Source organism: Pseudomonas sp. 8AS, from assembly GCF_902506505.1.
In the GTDB taxonomy this organism is placed as follows: domain Bacteria; phylum Pseudomonadota; class Gammaproteobacteria; order Pseudomonadales; family Pseudomonadaceae; genus Aquipseudomonas.
Window position 1 is genome coordinate 377,910 of the sequence record NZ_LR733406.1, and the last position, 19,106, is coordinate 397,015.

Consider the following 19,106-nt stretch of genomic DNA (forward strand, 5'->3'; position numbering starts at 1 on the left):
AACTGAAAGAAGCAGGGCCAGAAAAAATATGGGAGAGCTGAGCACGAAAACGAATAGTGAAAATTCGCTTAGTGGGATGCTGATTTGCTTTGTCATGAGTGTTTACGTCGAAACTTGATGGATCTAGAGAACTCAAGAGAGCACCTCGCTCCATTCCGCAGTAGCGCCATTTTCCAGAAGGTATCGCTCCTTCTCTATCGGCGTGCGGGTCGACCAGAATGGCAGCCAGATATGGTTCCACCAGTATTCAAGACTGCCCTGCTTATCCATCTGTGCCTCTATAGGCTCCATTTTCGGAAAAGCGATCCAAGGTGGTGGTGGGGCCGGAAAGTGTGAGTCGAGTTCTCGAATCAGAGGAATTGAATTAGTAGTTACCTCAACAACTATTCCGCCGAATTCATCGTGGTAGGCGACTGCGAGGGATTCCTGATTTTCATTGCACAGGGTTGTCCCGTTTTTCAGTTCTTGATTGCCAAATCGGGTCGCTATGAGCTCCTGCAGTTTTGGGGCGTCGTCGTGCTTGAGCATGACAATCAAGTAGTAGGCATACAGGTGCTGCCCGCCTAGAAAGGTCTTGGCAGGATATGGATTGAAGCGTTCATTGCCCTTGGCGATGTCTGGATTATCAGGGACTGGTGCGAAGTTCGTATTGGGATGCTCCTTTCGAAGCTTCGCCATTAAGAATTTGATCAAGTTCATTCGCATCTCGCCTTACCGTTGGCCGGCTTCGTTAGTTTTCATAGATATGGTCGGCAACCCAATCTGCACCAAAGTAGCCGGCGGCACCGACCACGATGCCGCCAATCAGCCCAGTAACGATTGCCCCAGGGCCGGTTTCAAAACCCAATGCGGCACCGGCTGCACCACCAACCTTGAAGCCAGCCCAAGCCGCCCCCCATCCGCCGGCCTGCCGGATGGACTCCTGTGTTGCCGTTGTCAGGTCGTAGGCGGTAAAGGCAATACCCAGCACTTGAACAACACGGGCGCCTTTTACGATGCCCTTTGTTGTTTTCAGGGACTCCGGGGTGAAGATCGCGCTAGCGGGCACCTTCTTGCCGTGAACCAGAACTTCCTTGTCGATGTCCCGGACATAGGAGGAAATTTTGTCGATTCGTTTTGCAAGGTGCGGATGCTGGGCTTTGTATGCGGCTAGATCGCGCAGGATTTCCTCGGTCGATACCAGGCGGGCTCCAGCCTGCTGGGCCTTGTGTATATCAATGAAGATGCTGCGCCCATCAAAGCGTGGCGAGCCTTGCGGGAAGATCGAACTGGTCGATATGTATTGGGAAATATTCTTCCCTTCGCCCATGACATGCTCCGCAACTGTGTAAGGTGCGTTCGGCCCCTTGGGCTGCATCCCGTACCTCTCGGGATTCAACTCTGAAAGCTCCTGAAGTGGTGTCAGGTTCATCTGTTTCATGTAGGGGCTTTTGTCAGAGGCGTAGATTTTGCGTACCAAAAATCCGTCTTTGCCGGGCTCCTCCACAATCACGAAGAAGAATGCGCGCGCTGGCATCAAGTAGCCTGGCAGATCACGTGTAGATCCCGGCTGTTGGTTGGTTTCGGCTGTGCACTGGTACTGGGTCATACCTGTCCCCACTGTTCCAGGGCATGCACGCCTACCGAGACCTGCAGGTTCTGCTGATTCGGGGTAGCGATACGAGGTGTTCTTCCGGCGGCATCGGTAAAACCTTGGTAGGTCTTTCCTGCGGCATCGCGGATGAAGTAAGGAACGTTGGCCAGAGGCTGGCCTTCATCGCTGAGCACACGAAACTGCTCGTCGAATACGCCGGCAAAGGTCACCGGTTGGGGCGCCGTGAATGCCGCCCCGCCCCCACTAGCCCCAATCAACACTGTCCCCGACCCCGCCACCACCACATTGCCGTGGTTGCCCAGGGTGCCGATGGTGGTCGCCGGTTTGCCGTTGATCAGCACCGTCGGGATCACATTGCCGACCAGCGCGCCGCCGCAGGCGGAGGCGTCACCCTGGCGGGCGGCAGGCAGGCCGTCGAACAGCACGTTGGGCGAGCCGGCGGCGATGGGGTTGCTGCCATGGCCGGGAACCGGGCAGGCGGTGGGGTCGCCCAAGCGGGCGGCGGGTTTACCGGACATCCATGCTCTCCTTTGAACAGGCCCTTACCTGACCTTCACTTGCCCGCTGCCATCCAGCTGCGCGGCAAAACTCACGGGGCGTCTGACGCCGTCGATCTCCAGCTGGCCTTCGATGGCGAAGGCCAGGCTCAGCGGATCGTGGTCGCGTGGCAGTGACACCACGCGCACCTGGGTCAAGCGCGGTTCGTACGCTTCGATGAAGCGTTCGATGGCGATACGCGCCTGTTGCAAGGCGTCATGCAGCGACAGGCGCATATCGTTGAGATCGGGCAACCCGTAGTCGGGCAGCGTCTGCACGCTGCCCGCCCGGGTGCTGAGCATCTTCGCCAGGTGGGCAGCCACCGAGGCCATGGCGGACACCTCATGGCTCCAGCCGGCGCGTTTGCCGGCTTCGCCACCCAGGCGCTCGAACAGGCTGCCGTAACTCATGGCCGTTACTCCTTGTCCAGCTTGCCGACCAAGGACAGGGTGAAATCGGCACCCATGTACTTGAAGTGCGGGCGCACGTTGAGGCTGACGCGGTACCAGCCCGGCTCACCGTCCACGTCGCTGACGATCACCTGCGCGGCGCGCAGCGGACGGCGGCTGCGGACTTCCGAGCTGGGGTTCTCCTGGTCGGCGACGAACTGGCGGATCCACTTGTTCAGTTCCAGCTCGAGGTCGGTGCGCTCCTTCCAGGCGCCGATCTGCTCGCGCTGCAACACCTTCAGGTAGTGCGCCAGGCGGTTGACGATGAACAGGTAGGGCAGCTGGGTGCCGAGCTTGTAGTTCAGCTCGGCGGTCTTGCCTTCCTCGCTGATGCCGAAGAATTTCGGCTTCTGCGTCGAGTTGGCGGAGAAGAACGCGGCGTTGTCGCTGCCCTTGCGCATGGTCAGGGCGATAAAGCCTTCCTCGGCGAGCTCGTACTCGCGGCGGTCGGAAACCAGTACCTCGGTGGGGATCTTGGTCTCGATCTCGCCCATGCTCTCGAAGTGGTGCAGCGGCAGGTCTTCCACCGCGCCGCCGCTCTGCGGGCCGATGATGTTCGGGCACCAGCGGAACTTGGCGAAGCTGTCGGTCAGCTTGGAGGCGAAGGTGTAGGCGGTGTTGCCCCACAGGTAGTGCTCGTGGTCGCCGGACACGTTCTCTTTGTAGACGAAGCTCTTCACCGGGTTCTCTTCCGGATCGTAGGGGTTGCGCAGGAGGAAGCGCGGCAGGGTCAGGCCGACGTAGCGCGCGTCTTCGCGCTCGCGGAAGCTCTGCCACTTGGCGAACTGCGGGCCCTCGAAGTGATCCTTGAGATCCTTCAGGTTGGGCAGGCCGGTGAAGCTCTCCAGGCCGAAGAATTTCGGGCCGGCGGCGGCGATGAACGGCGCGTGGGCCATGCAGGCCACCGAGGCGACGTGCTGCATGCACTTGATGTCCGGCGAGCTGGGGTCGAAGAAGTAGTTGGCGACGATGGCGCCGACCGGCTGGCCGCCGAACTGGCCGTACTCGGCGGTGTAGATGTGTTTGTACAGGCCGGACTGGGTGATTTCCGGGCTGTCCTCGAAGTCGTCCAGCAGGTCCTGCTTGGAGGCGTTGAGGATCTCCAGCTTGGTGTTCTCGCGGAAGTTGGTGCGATCGACCAGCAGCTTGAGGCCGCGCCAGGACGATTCCAGGGCCTGGAAGTCGGCGTGGTGGAGGATCTCGTCCATCTGCCGGCTGAGCTTGGCGTCGATCTCCGCGATCATGCGGTCGACCATGGCCTTCTTCACCGGCTCGTTCTGGTTGTGTGGCTTCAGCAGCTCTTCGATGAAGGCCGACACGCCACGCTTGGCGATGTCATAGGCCTCGTCGTCCGGGGTCAGGCGGGTTTCCGCGATGATGCGGTCGAGAATGCCGGCTTCGGCGACATTCCGGGTGGTGTCCACTACTGCACTGGTGCTCATGCTCGGGCTTCCTTGTCGAGGGTTCAGGCGTCTTGCTGGGTCAGGCCCAGTTCGCTCAGCACGCGGTCACGCGAGTCGTCGTCGGCGAGCACGCTTTCGATCGCCTTGCGGAAGGCCGGGGCGTTGCCCAGCGGGCCTTTCAGGGCGACTAGGGCGTCGCGCAGTTCCATCAGCTTCTTCAGCTCGGGAACCTGCTCGACCACGGCGGCGGGGTTGAAGTCCTTCATCGAGTTGATGCGCAGCTGCACCGGCAGCTCCTCGCTGTCCTGCTCATCCTGCAGGCGGTTGGGCACGGCGAAGGTCAGGTTGAGTTCCTGCTTGCCCAGCACTTCGTCGAAGTTGTTCTTGTCGATGCTGATCGGCTTGCGGTCCTCGATCTTGCGCTCGTCGGCGCGCTGGGTGAAATCACCGAGGACCATCAGCTTGAGCGGCAGTTCGATCTCTTCCTGGGCACCGCCGGTGGCGGGCTTGAAGGTGACGTTGATGCGTTCCTTGGGGGCTACCGAGCCTTCTTTGGCCATGGCTGTTCTCCTTTACGTTTTCGGTATGTACGGGCCTTGCGGCCTCAATCCAGCACCACTTCGAGGTCGAGGTGGCACAGCCTGCGGTGGATTTCTTCCTTGCGTTCGCGGATCGTCTGGCTCTGCGGCAGCAGCTCGTAGCAGTTGTGCAGCAGGCGCAGCACTTCCAGGGCAAGATCGGGTTCCCACTCGCCGAGGCCGGAGGCCTGCAGCGTCTGGTCGAGGGATTCGAGTTGGGTCTTGGCCAGTTCGTGCTTCTTCGCCGCGCTGCACAGGCGCGCCAGGGCGAGCTGCCAGAAGAACCGCGCGCGGCCGCCCTGGGCCTGGGCCATGCCCAGCTTGAGCTGCTGCACGGCGGGCTTCAGGCCGTCCTTGCGCAGGCGCGGCAGCACTGCCTGCAGGGCGACTTCCCAGGCCGGCAGCTCGCCGCCGGCGCCGACCTGAACGCTTGGCTCGGCACTGGGCGCCTGCAGATGCGGCAGCACCTGGGCACCGATCCAGGCGCGGGTCTCGGCGTCGGCGAACGGCAGTCCATCGTGGAAGCACAGCTCTTCCAGGCCAGGCACGCGCTGGAGGAACAGCGCCAGCTGCATCTCCACTTCGACCATGGCGGCTTCGGCGTTCAGCTCCTGCAGGCATTCCCAGGCCAGGCGCTGGCCATCCAGCCAGAAGGGCGCGCGGGCGATGCTGGCTTCCACTTCCACCAGCAGGTCGGCGTACTGGCCGGCGGCGAAGCGCTCGGCGAAGCCGGCCAGCTTGTCCGCCGGCAGGCCGCGCAGGGTGGTGATCTGTTCGGCATTGGCCTGCGGCAGGCCATCGATCGGCAGCCACAGCAGGGTGCGCGCCAGGCGCAGGGCGCGGATGTCGCTGGCCTTCTGCTTCAGCCACCAGGCGCACAGCGGCCGCGCGCCGTCCTGCAGGGCGCGCAGGGACTTGTGCGCATCGCGTTCGTTGTCGATCGGCGTGCTGGCGCTGAATACCTGGCTGGCGGCCTGCTTGACCTGGGCCAGGGCCGCGCCGACCACGCCCGGCTCGGTCTGGCCCTGGCTGGCGCGGTTGATCTGCTCGTCGATGCGTCGGCAAAGTGGCAGCAGCAGCGGGGCGTCTTCGCCCAGGTGAGCGGAGAGGCAGCCTTCCAGCTTGCGCAGCAGCTCGGCGAGCGAGCGGAACAGCGGCAGCTGGCTGGCCACCGGAATGTCTTCGCCGAGGGCCTTTTCCAGGCGCGGGGTCAGCCAGGCGAAGGCGGCGGCGCGGGTGCGCTCCTTGCGTGGGTGCAGCTCGTGCCAGTGCTGGCTGCACAGCTGCAGCAGCAGGCCCAGGCCGGCCTGCAGGCCGCTGAGGTGTTCGCGCTGGTATAGGCTCCAGGTCAGCCAGCTGGCGACCCGCAGATCCTTGGACTGCTGGCGTAGCAGGGCCTCGCTCTGCTCACGGACTTTCTGCCAGTCGATGGCATCGGTCTGATGCATGGCCGCGGCCTTTTCCAGCTCGCTTTCCAGCACTTCGTATTCTGGCGAATAACGAATATCCGCACCGGCAAAATCCCCTTCTTTAATTGGAGAGTTGGCCAGGTGCAGATAATGATCGGCGAGCGGGTTGGCGGCAGTCATTCCGTGACCTTTCAATTAACCAGAGCAACTTGCAAACACCCATCGAGCGCACTTGATAAGTGTGTTTGTTGTCTCATGTGCGCAACTTGTTGCGCATATTCGTGTGCAACAAGTTGCGCACAATCCCTATGGGGTGGGCATCCTAGACCTGAGGGTGGGGGTGGGCAAGCGCAGAAAGTGTGACTTGCATTGCAACCAAGATGATTGCCGGGAACGACGGGCGAAAGTGCTGGTCGGGAAATACTGACGCGGTGGACAAGTTGTCTTAAATAATTAATAACAATTGGAAATATGCCGCTGGCGTTGTAAGTAAATACTTACCGGTTAACCGGGCGTGCATCACAGTTGTCGGTGCGAACGGGCAACTTAGTGTGACCGCGGACAACTTTTGCCCATTGGCGTATTGCCTGTGTCGGCGCTCGGGCGCATGACGCGTGCGCGTGCGCTACCGTTGGTCGGCGAAGCCCCTGGCGGCATGCCGGTCAGGGCGGCAAATGGCCATTGCGCTGGTCTATCGTTTGTAGGATCGAAGCGCGAGGAGGCCGAGCATGCTTGCCGTACTAGCCACCCAGCTGCGCGATCTGCAGCTGCCGTTGCGCCTGCGCCTGTGGAACGGCGAGCAGCTGGATCTCGGCGCCAGACCGCAGGTGACCCTGATCGTCAAGGATCCGAGCCTGCTGCTCGAGCTCAAGCGGCCGAGCCTGGATACGTTGGGCAGCGCCTATGTCGAGGGCCGGCTGGAGCTGGATGGGCCGATCATGCAGGTGGTGCAGCTGACGGACCGGCTCAGTGAAGCCCTGCTTGGCGACGACAACCCCGGTGCGGTGGATTTCCTCGCCCATGACAAGGCCGTCGATGCCGCGGCCATCAGCTACCACTACGACCTGTCCAACGACTTCTACGCCCTCTGGCTGGACAGCCGGATGATCTATTCCTGCGCCTATTTCCCCAGCGGCACGGAAGACCTGGAAACGGCGCAGACTGCCAAGCTGCAGCACCTGTGCCGCAAGCTGCGCCTGCAGCCGGGCGAGCGCCTGCTGGATGTCGGCTGCGGCTGGGGCGGTCTGGCCCTGTTTGCCGCCCGCGAATATGGCGTCGAGGTGCACGGCATCACCCTCAGCCGCGCGCAACTGCAGCTGGCACGGCGGCGGGTGACGCAGGCCGGCCTGCAGCGGCAGGTGCATCTGGAGCTGCTCGATTACCGCGACCTGGCGCAGGACGGCCGCTTCGACAAGGTGGTCAGCGTCGGCATGTTCGAGCATGTCGGCCACGCCAACCTGCCGCTGTATTGCCGCCAGCTGTTCGGCGCGGTGCGTCCCGGCGGCCTGGTGCTGAATCACGGGATTACCGCGCGGCATGTCGATGGCCGCCAGGTCGGCCGCGGTGCCGGCGACTTCATCGGGCGTTACGTGTTCCCCTACGGCGAGCTGCCGCACCTGGCGCGGCTGAGTGCCGACCTCAGTGCGGCCGGGCTGGAAGTGGTCGACGTGGAAAGCCTGCGCCTGCACTACGCGCGCACCCTGCAGCTGTGGAGCGACAACCTGGAGGCGCACCTGGCGCAGGCGGCCGCCCTGGTACCGGAGAAGGCCCTGCGCATCTGGCGCCTGTACCTGGCCGGCTGCGCCCATGGTTTCCGCCGGGGCTGGGTCAACCTGCACCAGGTGCTGGCGAGCCGCCCGCATGCCGACGGCAGCCACGAGCTGCCCTGGAGCCGCGCCGATCTCTACCGCTGAACCGGGGTTCCTGTGCCGGGCGCCGAGGGCCTGTGGCGCAGTCGACGGCGGATTGCCGTCGCGGCAGGTAGACTGCGGCACTTTGGAGCGGCGCGGGAGCAGGACATGCAAGGACTCGGGTTATGGGGCGCAGTGGCCGTGCCGGCGCTGCTGCTGGTCGCGATCATCTACTGCTACAACCGCCTGGTGTTCAACCGGGCGCGGGTGGCCGAGGCCTGGAGCGGCATCGACGTGCAGCTCAAGCGCCGCTCCAGCCTGATCCCCAGCCTGGTCAGCTGCCTCAAGGCGTACATGGCGCACGAGCGCGACACCCTGGAGGAACTGACCAGCCGTCGCGGCGAGGCCCAGGCCCATGAGCGCGATGGCGCCGCGGATCGCGCGGCGGTCGAAACCCAGCTCACGGCCGCCCTGCTGCGCACCTTCGCGCTGGTCGAGAACTACCCCGAGCTGAAGGCCGATGGCGCCTTCCTCGACCTGCAGCGCAACCTCAGCGAGCTCGAAGAGCAGATCCAGATGGCCCGCCGTTACTACAACGGGGCGGTGCGCGAACTCAATGTGCTGGTCGAATCGGTGCCGAGCAACCTGGTGGCGCGCAGCTGCGGTTTCACCTGTGCCGCCTATTTCACCCTGGACGATGCCCGCGAGGGGCTGTCGCCGAAGATGGAGTTCTGAGATGCCAGGATGGCTGAAGTCCCTGCTGTTGCTGTGCTGCCTGCTGCCCGCGGCGGGCTGGGCGGAGGAAGTCATCGAGAACTACGCGGTGAGCCTCGAGGTGCGTGCCGACGGCATGCTGGAGGTACTCGAACGGATCACCGTGCAGGCCGAGGGCGAGCAGATCCGCCGCGGCATCTACCGCGACATCCCGACCCGCTACAGCCTGGGCAATGGCCTCGAGCGGCGTACCCCGGTGCAGATGCAGGAGGTCACCCGCGACGGCGCGAGCGAGCCGTTCCACAGCGAGGCGCTGGGGGCCGGAATCCGCTATTACCTGGGCTCGGCCGAGCATGAGCTGGAGCCCGGGCGCTACACCTACCAGCTGCATTACCTGATCGATGCCCAGCTGCTGCAGCGCGACGGCGAGGACGAGCTGTACTGGAACGTCACCGGCAATGACTGGAGCTTCCCGATCAAGGTCGCCAGCGCCCTGGTGCAGTTGCCTGCGGGGGCGCGCATCGGCGATGTCGCCGGCTATACCGGCGGGGTCGGCGACAACGGCGCGGATTACCGCGTGGCCAGCCGCGAGGGCCGGCAGTTGATGCTGCTGACCACGCGCATCCTGCAACCCGGCGAAGGCTTCACCATTGCCGTGGACTGGCAGGCCGGCCTGGTGGCGCGCCCCACGCACCTGCAACAGATCGCCCGGCTGATCGAGGACAACCCCGGCGTGTTCGTCGGCCTGCTGATGCTGCTCGGCCTGTTCGCCTTCTACCTGTGGAGCTGGCACGATCTCGGCCGCGACCCGCGCAAGGGCGTGATCATCCCGCTGTTTTCCGCCCCCGAGGGCCTGGCCCCGGCCGCCGTCGGCTACCTGTGGAAGCGCGGCTTGCGCAATGGCTACAGCCCGGCCGAGGCGCTGAGCGTGAGCTTCACCGACCTGGCGATCCGCAAGCAGCTGAACCTGGCCGACAGCCCGCGCGGCGCGGCCTTCGTCCTCAGCCCCGGCGAGGCAACGGCGGATGACTTGCAGAGCCATGAGCGGGCCCTGCTCGAGGCGCTGTTTCCCAATGGCAAGGTGTCCAAGTCGCTGCGCGTAGGCAGCAGCTACGTGCCGCGCCTGGCCGCGGCGCTGGAGGCCCATGGCGCGGCGCTGAAGGAGCGCGGCAAGCAGTGGTTCAGCCTCAACCGCGGTTACTGGTGGCTGGGCCTGGTCTGGGCGCTGCTCGGCAGCCTGGTCAGCGTGTTTGCCAGCGCCAATGGCGAGGAGCAGGTCGGCCTGGTCATCTTCGGCCTGGCGTTTACCCTGGGCTTCGGCCTGGCCGGCAGCTTCCTGCTGATCTTCGGCATCCAGTCATTGCGCGACGGCGGGGCGGACAGCGGCGGCGTCGGCCTGACCATCGCCGGGGCGGTGTTCGTCATCCCCGGGCTGATCGGCCTGGGCGTGCTGCTGAGCAACGTGGCGCCGCTGGTGATGGTGATGCTGGCGCTGTTCTGGCTGCTGGTGATCCTGTTCCGTGGCTGGCTGGAGGCGCCGACCCTGGAAGGGCGCCGCCTGCTGGACGCGCTCGAGGGCTATCGCGACTACCTGCACCTGGCCGAAAGCGAGACCTTGGCGCGTGCCGGCACGGCGCCGGCGATGAGCATCGCCCTGTACGAGCAGCACCTGCCCTACGCCATGGCCCTGCAGGTCGAGGCGGCCTGGACCGCGCGCTTCACCGCGGCCCTGGATGCCGGGCTGATCGACCCGCAGCTGCGCGAGTACCGCCCGGACTGGTACCGCAGCCGCAGCAGCTTCGCCACCCCCAGCGCCCTGACCGGGGCCCTGGTCGGCGGTCTGAGCAGCGCCACTTCCAGCGCCTCGACGCCGCCGCCCAGCCCGTCATCGTCCGGCAGCTCTTCCGGCGGCTCGTCCGGTGGCGGCTCCTCGGGCGGCGGTGGCGGAGGCGGAGGCGGTGGCGGCTGGTAGCCCGCCAGTAACCCATCGATGGACCCCGCGGCACCCGGCCGGGCGCCGATTTTGCTTTTGCTATGGAGAGCGTTGCCCATGCCTGGATGGCTGAAATCCCTGTTGTTGTTGGTGTGCCTGCTGCCGGGGCTGGCCGGTGCGCAGGAACTGATCGAATCCTTTGACGTGACCCTGCAGGTCGAGCCCGACGGCAACCTGCTGGTTACCGAGCGCATCACCGTGCAGGCCGAAGGCCGGGAGATTCGGCGCGGTATCTTTCGCGAGATTCCGACCCGTTACGGCCTGGAACATGGCCTGCAGCGCAAGACGCCGATCACCCTGCTCGGCGTGACCCGCGACGGCCGGCCGGAGCCCGTGCGCGAAGAGTCGTCGGGGCATGGCGTGCGTTTCTACCTGGGCTCGGCCGACCGGCTGCTCGACCCCGGTCGTTATCGCTATGAACTGCGCTATCGCCTGGATGCCCAGCTGGCCCATCGCGACACCGAGGATGAGCTGTACTGGAACGTCACCGGCAATGCCTGGAGCCTGCCGATCCTGGCGGCCAGCGCCGAGGTGCTGCTGCCCGCGGGAGCGGCGATCGGCGCATTGAGCGGCTACACCGGCGTGCGGGGCAGTCGCGGCACCGATTACCGCGAGCTCGGTCGCCAGGATAATCGCGTGCTGCTGGCCACCACGCGTACCTTGCATCCAGGCGAGGGCTTCACCCTGGCGATCGCCTGGCCGGCCGGGCTGGTCGAGCGGCCCGCAGCGTTGGCCGCTCTGTGGCGCTTGCTGCAGGACAACCTTGCCATCCTCTTCGGTGGTCTGTGCGTGCTGGGGCTGTTGGCCTTCTACGGCTACCAGTGGCACCGGCTGGGGCGTGATCCGGCCAAGGGCCTGATCATTGCGCGCTTCTCGGCGCCGGAAGGGCTCAGCCCGGCGGCTGCCTGCTTCATGTGGCATCGCGGATTTGCCGCCGGCAAGACGGCCAGCCGCGAGCTGGGCATCAGCCTGACCGATATGGCCATCCGCCGCCTGCTGCGTCTGGCGGACGACCCGGAGTCCGGCGGTTTGCGCCTGCTGCCGGGCGATGTTGCCAGGGAGCAGGCCCGCGCCGAGGAGAAGCAACTGCTGGATCAGCTGTTTAGCGACGATGCCCAGCCGCTGCTGCTGCGCCGGCGCTACGAGCCGCGTCTGGCGCAAGCCCTGCAGACCTTTGCGACGCAGCTCAAGCTGTACGCCAGTCGCTGGTTCGATACGAACAGCGATATCTGGCGGCTCGGCCTGTTCATCGCCAGCGGCTGCAGCCTGTTGCTGCTGCTCCCGGGGCAGGGCAGTGACACCCGGGAAATGCTCGGGCTGCTGCTGGGCTGTGCGGTGGCCGGCGGCATCGCCGTTTACGCCTTCGACAGCGGTAGCGACAACGGCATCATTACCGGGGTCATCAGTGTGTCGGTCGCCCTGATCCTGCTGGTCATCGTCGCCAGCCGGGTCGGCGATGTGGTGATGGGCCTGGTGCTGGCGCTGTGGCTGCAGGTCATTCTGTTCCGCTTCCTGCTGCGCGCCCCGACCCGGCAGACGCGGCAGTTGCTGGATGAGCTGGAGGGCTACCGCGAGTACCTGCGTCTGGCCGAGGGCGACAGCCTGGCCCGGGTCGGCACCGCGCCGGCGATGAGCATCGCCCTGTACGAGCAGCACCTGCCCTATGCCATGGCGCTGGGCGTCGAGGCGCAGTGGACCGCGCGCTTCAGCCATGCCCTGCAGAGTGGCGCGATCGAGCCCGAGCTGCGCGAGTACCGGCCGGACTGGTTCAGTGGCCGGGACCCTTTCGGCGCCACCCGGGGCCTGACGCAAACCCTGGCCAGCGCCTCGACGCCGCCGCCCAGTCCGCGCTTGGGTGGTTCCTCGTCGTCCTCGTCCAGTAGCCCGTCTTCCGGTGGCGGCTCCTCGGGCGGCGGTGGCGGTGGTGGCGGCGGCGGTGGCTGGTAAGGCGGCGGGCGCGCCGAGCGCACTCAGCGCCTGGTGGCTTTCAGCTTCTCCGCCAGGCGCAGGCTGTGTGCCAGTCGCTCGTCTTCGCTGAGCACGGGGTTGTCCAGCACCTCGTTCATCGCGTCGATCAGCTCGCGCTGTTGCTGCGCGCGCTGAGCCAGCTGCTGCAGTTGCGCCGCGCTGCGCCAGCTCCAGAACGCCCAGCCGAGCACGGCCAGCAGCATCAGGGCGAGGATCAGCAGGGCCAGGCTGTTCATGGTGGGGTTCCTGTGGCGCGTCGGGGTGCTGCACGGTAGCAGGCCCGCCGCGCGCCGTCAGCGTCAGCACCAGTGCCAGCTGCTGCGCGCCACGGCGTCATGGGCATGCAGGCTTTCCGCATGCACCACCTGCAAGTGGAAGGCGCTGATGCCGGGTTGTTTGCGCAGCGCGGCATGCAGGCGGCGGGCGGCGTCTTCGCAGAACATCGGGTTCTGCCCGTTGGCCAGGGCGAAGGCCTGTTCGTCGGCGCGCTTGACCGCGGTTTGCAGGGCGGTGCCCAGTGCCTGTTCGGCGCCCTCGATCAGCGCCAGCAGCGGCAGCTCGGTCGCATGGGGGGACAGACGCACCTGCAGGGTGGCGCTGCTGCGCTGGCTGTGCGGGGTCGCGAGAATGCCCTGGGCGCTGCCCAGCCATTCGATGATGTCCGCATGATCGAGACTCTTTCCTGCAAAATCGCTGCTGAATTGCCGCTGTATCAGTTGCCGGGCGAGGGCCGCCGAGCACGGGCAGGTCGAGGAATAGCCGATCTCCAACTGCAGTTCCACGTGAAACCCTCCCTGGGCGTCCAGGCGGCTGCGCAGCGCGAAGGGGTAACCTTTCCAGCCGGCCAGCGGGCTGACCAGGGCCGGGCGCTTGAGCAGCAACTCGCCAGCCAGCTCCAGGTACGCCTGCTGCGCCAGGCCCAGGTGGCTGGCGAGGAAACGCTCGAGCACCTGGCGCAGGACCGCGCTATCCAGCTCGCAGCCGTCCAGTTGCTCCAGCGCCAGGTACAGGCGCGACATATGGATGCCCCGTGCGTCGGGCTCGTCCAGGCTCACGGCGGCGCTGGCTCGCCCCGCCAGCGCCTGGCCGGCCAGGCGCAAGGGCAGGGCGATCCGCCGCATGCCGACCCAGTCCAGTGTCTGTTGCGAGGTAGCGCCGTGCAGGGCGACATCCGGCAGGGTGAGGGTGTTCATCGGCGATCCGTCGGTGGTGGCTGGAATTTAATGTTATGTTATAACAAGAAAATTCAAAAGCCTGACCTGGCTGAGCCGCGCCGAGCGAAAGTGAACGCGACCTTGTGCGCGAGGCCAGGGAGCACCAGCAGCAGCGCGACAAACCGCTCCGTGATCGATGAGGTAAACCCGATGGATAAGCGTCTCCCCGTTACCGTGCTGTCCGGCTTTCTCGGCGCCGGCAAGAGCACCCTGCTCAACCATGTGCTGAAAAACCGCGCGGGCCTGCGCGTGGCGCTGATCGTCAACGACATGAGCGAGATCAACATCGACGGCAGCGAGGTGCAGCGCGACGTCAGCCTCAACCGCGCCGACGAGAAGCTGGTGGAGATGAGCAACGGCTGCATCTGCTGCACCCTGCGCGAGGACCTGCTGGAGGAAGTGGCGCGGCTGGCCCGCGACGGCCGCTTCGACTACCTGCTGATCGAATCCACCGGCATCAGCGAACCGCTGCCGGTGGCCGAGACCTTCACCTTCCGCGACGAGCAGGGCCAGAGCCTGGCCGATCTGGCGCGGCTGGATACGCTGGTGACGGTGGTCGACGGGGTGAACTTCCTGCGCGATTTCCACGCCGCCGAGAGCCTGGCCAGCCGTGGCGAAACCCTGGGCGAGGAGGACCAGCGCGCGATCACCGACCTGCTGATCGAGCAGGTGGAGTTCGCCGACGTCATCCTGATCAGCAAGACCGACCTGATCTCCGGCGCCGAGCGCGAGGAGCTGACGGCCATCCTGCGCGGCCTGAATACCGAGGCGCAGATCCTGCCGATGGTGATGGGGCAGGTGCCGCTCAAGCAGATCCTCGACACCGGCCGCTTCGACTTCGAGCGTGCCGCCCGGGCGCCCGGCTGGCTCAAGGAGCTGCGCGGCGAGCACGTGCCGGAGACCGAGGAATATGGCATCGCCTCCACCGCCTACCAGGCGCGCCGGCCGTTCCACCCCGAGCGCTTCTTCGCCTTCCTCGGCGGCGAGTGGAGCAACGGCCGCCTGCTGCGCTCCAAGGGCTACTTCTGGCTGGCCAGCAAACCGCAGGAGGCCGGCAGCTGGTCCCAGGCCGGCGGCCTGATGCGCCATGGCCATGCCGGGCGCTGGTGGCGCTTCGTGCCCGAGGCGCAGTGGCCGCAGGACGAGGATGGTCGGCGCAGCGTCATGGCCAAGTGGGATGCCGCCGTCGGCGACTGCCGTCAGGAACTGGTGTTCATCGGCCAGCACATCGACTTCGCGCGTCTGCGCCGCGAGCTGGACGACTGCCTGCTGAGCGACGCCGAGATGGCCGCCGGCCCCGAGGCCTGGGTGCGCTTGCCCGATCCGTTCGGCGCCTGGATCGAGGAGGCGGCCTGATGCCGGCCTAGCGGGCCATCCACACGCCCTTGCTCTGCTGTTCGCAGGCCGGCTTGAGGTAGCGCGCGTCGCTGGCGACGCCGTAGTAGTGGATGTCCTGCTGGTAGGGCGTGCCGCTGACCCGGGCATTGCGGCATTCGCCGAACGCGCCGGCCGGGCATTGCGCGACGAAGCTGACCTCGACCTTCTGCCCCTGCAGTTGCGGGGCGCAGAAGCCGTTGCGGAACAGGTTGGCCGGGATGCTGCGGTTCTGCTGGCAGACTTTCACATCCACCTGGCTGCCCTGGCTGTGCACCACGCAGGCCTCGCCCCAGGCCTGGCCGGCCAACCCGAGCAACAGTACGACGGCAATCGAACGCATCCCGCTTATCCTTGAAAGGCAAAGTGCCGACTTTAGCCTTTTCCGCCAGCCGGCAAAACCGCACCATAGGGCCATGCTGACGAATATCCCCTGTCATGTGATCGCCGGCCCGCTGGGCGCCGGCAAGACCAGCCTGATCCGCCACCTGCTGGCGGACAAGCCGGCGCACGAGCGCTGGGCGGTGCTGATCAACGAGTTCGGCCAGATCGGTCTGGATGCCGCGCTGCTGGCGACCGACGCCGACGGCATCAGCCTGGCCGAGGTGGCCGGCGGCTGCCTGTGCTGCGTCAACGGCGCGCCGTTCCAGGTCGGCCTCGGGCGGCTGTTGCGCAAGGCGCAGCCCGACCGCCTGCTGATCGAGCCATCCGGGCTGGGCCATCCCCTGCAGCTGCTGCAGCAACTGGGCGAGGCACCCTGGTCTGGCGTGCTGGCCGTGCAGCCGCCGGTGATGGTGCTGGATGCCGCCGCCCTGGCCGCCGGCGAGGCGCTGCCGGCGGTGCAGGCCGATGCCCTGGGTGCCATGGGCCTGCTGCTGCTGAACAAGGCCGAGCAGCTGGACCAGGCCGCCCGCGCCAAACTGGCGGCGCGCCTGCCGGCGCTGCCGCTGCGCTGGACCAGCCAGGGACGCCTGGCCTTCGCCGACCTGCCGGGGCAGGCGAGCCGCGCCGGGCCAGCGGGCGCGGCAGCCGAGCCGCCCCTAGGTGCCCCGCCTCCGCTGGCGCTGTGGACCGATGCGCGCACGCCGATCTGCCAGACCCGGCAGCAGGCCGAGGGCTGGAGCATCGGCTGGCGCTGGCACCCCAGCCAGCGCTTCGAACTGCTGCGGGTCCAGCAGTGGTTGGCCGGCCTGGCCTGGCGCCGGGCCAAGCTGGTGCTGCAGACCAATACCGGCTGGCTGTCGGCCAATGCCCTGGGCGGCCAGGCACCGCACTGGCAGAGCAGCGAGTGGCGCAAGGATTCGCGACTGGAGCTGATCTTCGCCGAAGCGCAGAACGCGGCCGAACTGCAGCGCGGCCTGCAGGCCTGCCTGCTGGGTGACTAGTGGCCTGTTTGGTTAATTCAAATATCCAATTTCGGCGCCAGACTTCGCCATACGTCGTTGCCACTCCTCGCCGTAGCCCTGCTACGACTTGTCGCGGCGCCTAGTCTGGCAAACCCTGGCACTCGAGCTTGAATGCACGGATTAGCCACACAGGCCACTAGGAGGGCTGCGCCAGACTCGCTGTGCAGGCTGGTCTCCAGCCAGAGCAGGCGCGCGTGGAGCTGGCTATTGGATGGCTTTATCGCCGAACATTCGGCGGCTTTGCCCGCCTGACGCCTGCCGGTGCGCTGGTTACACTAGCCGCAGATTTCCTCTGCGGCGTTCCCCATGCATTTGCTCTCCTGGTCCCACCCGAGTTCCGCCGGCTTCACCCTGACCGGCTGGCACACGCCGCCGTCCGGCAAGCCCTTGCTGCATTTCCTGCACGGCAACGGGTTCTGCGGGCGTACCTACGAGCCCATGCTGGCGCTGCTGGCCGAGCGGTTCGACCTGTGGCTGTGCGATGTCCAGGGCCACGGCGAAACCGAGCACGGCGGCCGCTTCCATGGCTGGAACCGCAGCGCCGAGCTGGCCGTGGAGGCCTTCGAGGCCGGCCGCGGGATCTTCGGCGCGGTGCCGTGCTTCGCCCTCGGCCACAGCTTCGGCGGGGTCCTCACCAGCCTGATCCTGGCGCACCACCCGCAGCTGTTCCAGCGCGCGGTGCTGCTCGATCCGGTGCTGTTCAGCCCGCCGATGATCGGCGTCATGAGCCTCTCCGAACTGCTCGGCCTGCACCGGCGCAACACCATGGCGAAGAAGTCGGCGGCGCGCCGCAGGCACTGGCCGGATCGCGCCACGGCCTTCGCCCTGCTGCAGGGCCGCGGCATCTTCCGCGGCTGGACCGACGCGGCGCTGCAGGCCTATGTCGACCACGCGCTGAAGGACGCGGCCGAGGGCGGCGTCGAGCTGAAATGCCGGCCCAGCCGCGAGGTGGATATCTTCAGTTCCTTCCCCAAGCGCCTGTGGCCGGCGCTGGCCAAGGTGCAGACGCCGACCCTGCTGCTGCACGGCGGCAAGAGCTACCCCTTCGTCGGCAAGTCGGCGCGGCGCCTGGCGGCGAGCAACCCGGCAGTGATCGAGCGGCAGGTCGAGGGCGGGCACTGCTTCATGCAGGAGCAGCCGGCGCAGAGTGCCGAACGGGTCTGTGACTTCCTCCTGCCGCGCGGCTGAGCCGAGCGCCGCGCGCGAGGCGGTCTGGCTGGCGCTGGCCGAGTTGGAGCGAATCTTCTTCGCCTGCATCGAGCGCCGGCGGCTTTGCTCACGTATCAGCGGGACAGGACACTAGACGCTTAGTGGTCCATCCGGTCGTGGCGGCGCTTCCAGTCCTGCAGCTGGATTACCTTGGCCTCGTGCTGGGTGGCCACCGGCTCCTCCTGCGGGGTGCTGATCGGGTAGGCGTCCAGCTCGATGCGCCCGAGCTGCTGGCCGAACATGCTGATGCTGCCGCTCAGGCGCTGCTCGCCGGTGACGGTGAATTCGAAGTCATAGAGCCGGGCCAGGCGTCGGTTGCCGCGGGTGTCGCGCTGCAGGGCCAGGCCGCGCAGGGCGACGTTGCCATCGAGCAGTTCGATATCCAGCTTGGCGCAGTGACGCTTGACCAGTTCCAGGGCGCGCTCGCGAATGCCGTGGCCACGCCAGAGCCAGGCGGCGACGGCGGCGCACAACAGCAGCAGGGTCAGATCGGCCAGGCTCAGCATGACAACTCCACGGGCAACCCCGGCAGCTTAACCGAGCGGCCCGCAGAACTCAGCCCCCGCCCTTGCGACGGCCCGGCTTCTTGGTTAGCGTCGGCCGACGAGGCCATCGGCGGGTGCCCGGATGCGCGCCCGTGGCGGCTGCCGCGGGCGCGGGCGCGACTCAGGCGTTGAGGGCCAGGTAGCGCTGCTCCAGCTCCTCGCGGATGGCCCGGCGCTGCTGCGCCTGGGAGAAGCGCCGCTGCTCGTCGGCGGTGGTCGGCTGCAGGGGTAGCACGGGCTGGGACTGGCCGTTGTCGTCCACCGCGATCATGGTGAAGAAGCAGCTGTTGGTGTGGCGCACCGAGCGCTCGCGGATGTTCTCGGTGATCACCTTGATACCGATCTCCATCGAGGTGCGGCCGGTGTAGTTGACCGAAGCGAGGAAGGTCACCAGCTCGCCGACGTTGATCGGCTCGCGGAAGATCACCTGATCCACCGACAGGGTCACCACGTAGCTGCCGGCATAGCGGCTGGCGCAGGCGTAGGCGACCTGGTCGAGGTACTTGAGCAGGGTGCCGCCATGCACCTTGCCGGAAAAGTTGGCCATGTCCGGGGTCATCAGGACGGTCATCGACAGTTTGTTGGTTCCAAGTTCCATGCGTTTCTCATAGGCAAGTAAGGAAGTGCCGGCCTGTGCAGTCCTGCGGGTCTGCTTATTGTTATAGGTGCTGCGGGTGATCTTCGCGGGGCCAGCGCGCCGGGCCATGCAAGTTTGCGGCCGCGGCAGCCGCGCAGTATCTCCGATCCGCCCGCGGCCCGCTAAGAACCTGTTTACGATCTCCTGACTCGCGGCCATACCGCGTTAAAAACGGCCTCGGAGTGCTCATTTACAACTCGTAAACTGCGCTTCCTCGGCCGTTTTT

Annotated in this window: 19 protein-coding genes; 7 read left to right on the plus strand and 12 right to left on the minus strand. The window is 66.2% G+C overall.

All coding sequences use genetic code 11. The annotated features are described in order from the left end of the window. Positions 1–132 precede the first annotated feature (132 nt). Genes GV001_RS01685 through tssA form a run of 7 tightly spaced genes read right to left on the minus strand, consistent with a single transcriptional unit; the run spans position 133 to position 6,150 of the window. Positions 133–699: a hypothetical protein gene (locus tag GV001_RS01685; RefSeq protein WP_160077493.1), complete on the minus strand. Its 567-nt coding sequence runs from the start codon at positions 697–699 to the stop codon at positions 133–135. Between the two features lie 31 nt (positions 700–730). Continuing rightward, positions 731–1,588, minus strand: coding sequence for a glycine zipper family protein (locus tag GV001_RS01690; RefSeq protein WP_160077495.1), 858 nt, complete (start codon positions 1,586–1,588; stop codon positions 731–733). After that, the gene (locus GV001_RS01695; protein WP_160077497.1) at positions 1,585–2,112 is read right to left on the minus strand and encodes a PAAR domain-containing protein; all 528 of its coding nucleotides are present in this window, start codon (positions 2,110–2,112) and stop codon (positions 1,585–1,587) included. Before GV001_RS01695 ends, GV001_RS01690 begins: the two co-directional genes overlap by 4 nt. Positions 2,113–2,136: 24 nt before the next feature. Next, positions 2,137–2,541 carry a type VI secretion system baseplate subunit TssE gene (gene tssE / locus GV001_RS01700; RefSeq protein WP_160077499.1) on the minus strand — a complete coding sequence of 135 codons (405 nt, stop codon included), beginning with the start codon at positions 2,539–2,541 and terminating at the stop codon, positions 2,137–2,139. Positions 2,542–2,546: 5 nt separating this feature from the next. Further along, positions 2,547–4,022, minus strand: a complete 1,476-nt coding sequence (tssC, locus tag GV001_RS01705) for a type VI secretion system contractile sheath large subunit (protein WP_160077501.1) — start codon at positions 4,020–4,022, stop codon at positions 2,547–2,549. Between the two features lie 23 nt (positions 4,023–4,045). Further along, entirely contained in the window at positions 4,046–4,543 is a 498-nt protein-coding gene (tssB, locus tag GV001_RS01710) for a type VI secretion system contractile sheath small subunit (protein WP_160077503.1), read from the minus strand. A 44-nt stretch (positions 4,544–4,587) separates the two neighbouring features. After that, entirely contained in the window at positions 4,588–6,150 is a 1,563-nt protein-coding gene (tssA, locus tag GV001_RS01715; RefSeq protein ID WP_160077505.1) for a type VI secretion system protein TssA, read from the minus strand. 548 nt (positions 6,151–6,698) lie between these two features. On the opposite strand from tssA, the gene cfaB reads away from it, so the two are divergent. From cfaB to GV001_RS01735, 4 genes are all read left to right on the plus strand, one after another. Beyond that, positions 6,699–7,883: a C17 cyclopropane fatty acid synthase CfaB gene (gene cfaB / locus GV001_RS01720; RefSeq protein WP_160077507.1), complete on the plus strand. Its 1,185-nt coding sequence runs from the start codon at positions 6,699–6,701 to the stop codon at positions 7,881–7,883. A gap of 105 nt (positions 7,884–7,988) precedes the next feature. Continuing rightward, entirely contained in the window at positions 7,989–8,555 is a 567-nt protein-coding gene (locus tag GV001_RS01725) for a LemA family protein (protein ID WP_160077509.1), read from the plus strand. 1 nt (position 8,556) lies between these two features. Then, positions 8,557–10,506 carry a DUF2207 domain-containing protein gene (locus GV001_RS01730; RefSeq protein WP_160077511.1) on the plus strand — a complete coding sequence of 650 codons (1,950 nt, stop codon included), beginning with the start codon at positions 8,557–8,559 and terminating at the stop codon, positions 10,504–10,506. 78 nt (positions 10,507–10,584) lie between these two features. Continuing rightward, entirely contained in the window at positions 10,585–12,474 is a 1,890-nt protein-coding gene (locus tag GV001_RS01735) for a DUF2207 domain-containing protein (protein ID WP_160077513.1), read from the plus strand. A 23-nt stretch (positions 12,475–12,497) separates the two neighbouring features. Here the strand turns inward: GV001_RS01735 and GV001_RS01740 are convergent, their stop codons facing one another. Both GV001_RS01740 and folE2 read right to left on the minus strand, forming a co-directional pair. Beyond that, on the minus strand, positions 12,498–12,731 hold the full coding sequence (locus tag GV001_RS01740) for a hypothetical protein (RefSeq protein ID WP_160077515.1): 234 nt from the start codon (positions 12,729–12,731) through the stop codon (positions 12,498–12,500). Between the two features lie 63 nt (positions 12,732–12,794). Then, entirely contained in the window at positions 12,795–13,688 is an 894-nt protein-coding gene (gene folE2 / locus GV001_RS01745) for a GTP cyclohydrolase FolE2 (RefSeq protein ID WP_160077517.1), read from the minus strand. Positions 13,689–13,859: 171 nt separating this feature from the next. Here folE2 and zigA point away from each other — a divergent pair, with 171 nt between their 5' ends. Then, complete coding sequence (zigA, locus tag GV001_RS01750) at positions 13,860–15,065, plus strand: zinc metallochaperone GTPase ZigA (RefSeq protein ID WP_160077519.1); 1,206 nt, start codon at positions 13,860–13,862, stop codon at positions 15,063–15,065. A 7-nt stretch (positions 15,066–15,072) separates the two neighbouring features. Here zigA and GV001_RS01755 read toward each other — a convergent pair whose 3' ends face one another. Beyond that, entirely contained in the window at positions 15,073–15,426 is a 354-nt protein-coding gene (locus GV001_RS01755) for an NADH:ubiquinone oxidoreductase (RefSeq protein ID WP_160077521.1), read from the minus strand. 73 nt (positions 15,427–15,499) lie between these two features. Here GV001_RS01755 and GV001_RS01760 point away from each other — a divergent pair, with 73 nt between their 5' ends. Together GV001_RS01760 and GV001_RS01765 are read left to right on the plus strand one after the other, a co-directional pair. Then, positions 15,500–16,468, plus strand: a complete 969-nt coding sequence (locus GV001_RS01760; protein WP_160077523.1) for a GTP-binding protein — start codon at positions 15,500–15,502, stop codon at positions 16,466–16,468. Between the two features lie 327 nt (positions 16,469–16,795). Next, positions 16,796–17,677, plus strand: coding sequence for an alpha/beta fold hydrolase (locus tag GV001_RS01765; RefSeq protein ID WP_160077525.1), 882 nt, complete (start codon positions 16,796–16,798; stop codon positions 17,675–17,677). A 119-nt stretch (positions 17,678–17,796) separates the two neighbouring features. Here the strand turns inward: GV001_RS01765 and GV001_RS01770 are convergent, their stop codons facing one another. Further along, the gene (locus tag GV001_RS01770; protein ID WP_160077527.1) at positions 17,797–18,204 is read right to left on the minus strand and encodes a DUF3301 domain-containing protein; all 408 of its coding nucleotides are present in this window, start codon (positions 18,202–18,204) and stop codon (positions 17,797–17,799) included. A gap of 160 nt (positions 18,205–18,364) precedes the next feature. Further along, the gene (locus GV001_RS01775) at positions 18,365–18,841 is read right to left on the minus strand and encodes an acyl-CoA thioesterase (RefSeq protein ID WP_160077529.1); all 477 of its coding nucleotides are present in this window, start codon (positions 18,839–18,841) and stop codon (positions 18,365–18,367) included. Between the last annotated feature and the right edge of the window lie 265 nt (positions 18,842–19,106).